Raw genomic sequence first — 3402 nt, forward strand, 5'->3', positions numbered from 1 at the left:
TGATAAGCGCTGCGCCGGGCGCGCGGGTCCCCCCATGGACAAACCCAGCCCAACCGTCGGCATTGACCCAGACGTGAAAATCACGTCATGAAGAAACCGCCTCGCAGATCACCTCACGGGGGTGGCCACATGTCATGGAATGACTGGCCACATGCGCGTGGAACAGGTGGCCACATGCCGTGGAATACCCACTCGACATGCTGTTTCACGGATTTTAAGTCCACACACCTCCGCCAAATGTGGTGATTTGCAACAATTTCGGAAGTCATTCGCTTCAGAAGTTCGCCGCGTAGATCTGCGTGCGGCTCCAACTCCTTTGCTTCCCTGAACAGAACGAACGCTGCTTCGGATGGATCATGGAATGTGCCATTCTCGACGTGATCGAGCAGCCAAAGCGCGATCACCGGTGGAAGGTAGGCCTGGAATCGCAAGCCGCCTTCACGAGCTCGTTCGTATAGTTCTTGTGCTTGTCGGCGCGCCTCCTCCCGCGCATCCGGTGATGGCCAGACAGAGTCAGATGTATCACTCATGTGGGGATTCCGGTGCAGGCCATCAGATCACGCCCGCTTTCCGCTGGGGATGAGGTAAAGCGCTGCCTTGCCCTCCTTGACGGCTTCCACCGAGAGCCGGCGATCAAAGGTTGCAAGCAGGCCGCCGCGGTGGCTGGCGAGAGCCAGCAGATAGGTGTCTGTGACCTGTGCCGCAGTCAGGACACGTGCAGGATCCATGATGTCGGACCCGACCAGGCTGAGGTCTTCGGCCCAGAAGGTGTGGCCGGGAAGACCGCGCAGCTTCTGAACGATCCCCGCGACGACAGCCGGCGAGCCCGGCGAGTTCGGATATTTGGGATTTCCAACAATACGGAGGACGCCGTTTTCCGAGATGGGACAGGTCGCCCAGGCATGCTGGCCAGTGCTGGCGAACCAGGCGTGCGCATCGTCGTGTGCGACGTGTGCGGGGTCGATCAGAGCGATCAGGACGTTGACATCGAGAAGATAGGTCACGGTGCCTCATCGCGAAGCGCGTTTACCATGTCCAGCGTGACAGGGGCCGCGTCCGGGCACGCCGCCAGAAGCGGAATGCCGTTGCGCTCGGCGCGAGAGACGGGTCTTTGTAAAGAACGCCGTGCAAGCTCGGAGACGACCTCGCCGAGGGTCCGACCCTGCTGCCCCGCAATGGCCTTCGCCGCGAGCAGGACATCGTCATCGAGAGAGAGAGTAGTTCGCATGGGAATCCCGTCGTGCATCAAACATCATACATCATATGGGATTCTTAAGGCATCGATCAAGTGAGGAACGCCGATATTCACGAGATGTATTGGTTCACAGTCCCGCTGCCTTGGTCCGATTGACGCGGAACCGGTCACGCCGGCCCTCGACATGTTGTTTCACGGATTTTGAGCCTACCCACTTCTACCAAGTTTGGTGTTTTGCAATTTCGGTAGTCGTCCGTAAACGACCGTTTGTAAACGTGTGCAATGGCAGTCTCTGTGATCGCGATCGCTCCAAACCCCTTGGTTTCCTTGCATTGAGCGCGACGCGGGAGACCTTGCGTGCATGCGCAGGCCGCGCCTGCGTAAAGAGAAATGTGAACTCACTAAAAAAACACTTAGGTAGTGTGCAAAAGACGTCGATTTTGCGCACATGATGCCTTATCATACTGATATAAAACGGATTCCAGAGAGCGATAGCGAGAGGCTCTATGACCGCGATATCGCCGAAGAGGGCTTGTTGTTCCTGCCCGGTCCGATGGAATAAGAACCAGGCTGTCTACCGCCCCTGCCACGCGCCGATTGCGGCATGTGAACTGGTTCAAGGCGGGCAGGCCGCAGTTCAAGTTTCCGCCGCCGTGCCAAAGCATCTTGACACTTGACATCAAAATTGTATTTTGATGTCATATCTCATGGAGGCACACGATGTCTGTTGCAATGACACTCCGCGTTGATCAAAGCCTGAAAGATCAGCTGGCGAAGCTAGGTGAACTGCGTCACACGACAATGAACAAGCTCATCAATCAAGCGCTGCTACAATACGTGGCCAAGGAGACCCTTGTCGTCCAAGAGGAGCTTGAGGCGTCTTTGAATTCCCTGAAACAGTATCGGGAAGATGATCCGAATTTCGAACGGGCGATCGAGGAGGCAGTCTCGGCTGAGGTGTCCGCGGATAATGATCCAGCTCAAGGGGAAATAACCCGTTAAGACGTTTGAGCTTTTTCGCACAAGATCTGATCCAGACGATGCGGCGGCCTCCGAGGTCGCCGTTTTCGTATGTGTGCCTACAAATACGCGACCGGCCCGCAGAGTTCCGTTGGCATTGCGCGTCAACAATGGCAATCGGATGTAAGGTGACCAGAGTGTCAGTCTTTAGAAGAAACCCTTCGATTAGGAGTTTATGCTTGACGTACATCGTCAATGTCTGTATTGCTTAAGACAGTATGATCCTAAACTATCGAGACAAGAAAACAGAACGCTTTGCCGGCGGAGAGTTTATCAAAGCGTTTCAGGGCTTTGAGGACCAGGCCGCAAAGCGGCTCGCCATTCTGAACGCTGCACCAGACTTGGCGAATTTACGCGCATTGCCGAGCAACCGGCTCGAAGCCCTGAAGGGCAGCAGGGCAGGGCAGTACTCGATCCGCATCAACCAGCAATGGCGCATTTGTTTCGAATGGCCGGATGGCCAGCCAGGACCATTAAACGTGGAGATCGTGGATTATCACCGATGAAAGGAGGTGCACCATGTTCATGAGAGCAGTCCATCCCGGCATCGTCCTCAAGGACGAGCTGGAAGAGATTGGGATTACCCCTACAGAGTTCGCCCGTCAGCTCAATGTGCCGGCCAATCGTGTCTCGCAGATCATTGCGGGCAAGCGCTCGATTACGGGCGATACTGCACTTCGCTTTGGGCACTGGTTCGGTACGGACCCGCAATTCTGGCTGAACCTGCAAACGCAGTTCGAGCTGGCCGTGGCCGACAAGGAAACAGGCGAAGCAATTCGCCATCTCCCGACCAAGGACGCGCTGCCGCAGCCAAGAAGCGGACTATGATGGCCGCCGGGACAGGTCCGCGCCCTGCGGCGTAGTCATCAATCCGCCAGCAAGCGACCGTTTGCTGGCGGGACCGTGCCGCGATCCAGAGAAACCTTTCATGGCTCGAGTCCCAGGGCCTCGTGAAAGAGGTCACGGGGCAGGGACGCTTCCGCGTCTGGCGGGCAAAGATGTAAGCCTATGAAAGGTGACATTCAGGAATACCCCGCCTCTTTTTGATGTCGAATTGCGAGGATTGTCACCGCAGCCTCATCAACTCGATATCGAACGACGTAGCCGCTGTCACCGAAGTCGATAAGCCATTCCCGGTACTCCTCGGGAAGATCATCGACCATTCGCCCGAGTCGGGGATGCGCACC

Annotated in this window: 6 protein-coding genes; 3 read left to right on the top strand and 3 right to left on the bottom strand. The window is 56.5% G+C overall.

Annotation, left to right across the window (positions count from 1 at the left end; translation table 11 throughout):
- Positions 1-557: 557 nt before the first annotated feature.
- Entirely contained in the window at positions 558-1004 is a 447-nt protein-coding gene (locus R6T97_RS12515; protein ID WP_410349630.1) for a TA system VapC family ribonuclease toxin, read from the bottom strand.
- Complete coding sequence (locus R6T97_RS12520) at positions 1001-1228, bottom strand: hypothetical protein (RefSeq protein WP_410349631.1); 228 nt, start codon at positions 1226-1228, stop codon at positions 1001-1003. The genes R6T97_RS12515 and R6T97_RS12520 overlap by 4 nt, the downstream gene beginning before the upstream one ends.
- A 687-nt stretch (positions 1229-1915) precedes the next feature.
- Between R6T97_RS12520 and R6T97_RS12525 the strand changes: the two genes are divergently transcribed.
- The 3 genes from R6T97_RS12525 (at position 1916) to R6T97_RS12535 (ending at position 3043) form a co-directional block, all read left to right on the top strand.
- Complete coding sequence (locus R6T97_RS12525; protein ID WP_410349632.1) at positions 1916-2197, top strand: hypothetical protein; 282 nt, start codon at positions 1916-1918, stop codon at positions 2195-2197.
- A gap of 236 nt (positions 2198-2433) precedes the next feature.
- Entirely contained in the window at positions 2434-2721 is a 288-nt protein-coding gene (locus R6T97_RS12530) for a type II toxin-antitoxin system RelE/ParE family toxin (protein ID WP_410349633.1), read from the top strand.
- 13 nt (positions 2722-2734) lie between these two features.
- Positions 2735-3043, top strand: coding sequence for a HigA family addiction module antitoxin (locus R6T97_RS12535; protein WP_410349634.1), 309 nt, complete (start codon positions 2735-2737; stop codon positions 3041-3043).
- Positions 3044-3237: 194 nt separating this feature from the next.
- On the opposite strand, the gene R6T97_RS12540 is transcribed toward R6T97_RS12535, so the two are convergent.
- Positions 3238-3402, bottom strand: a 165-nt coding sequence (locus tag R6T97_RS12540; RefSeq protein ID WP_410349635.1) for a type II toxin-antitoxin system RelE/ParE family toxin, incomplete at its 5' end; no start/stop codon positions are given.

This window comes from Yoonia sp. (assembly GCF_046498525.1).
GTDB lineage: Bacteria > Pseudomonadota > Alphaproteobacteria > Rhodobacterales > Rhodobacteraceae > Yoonia.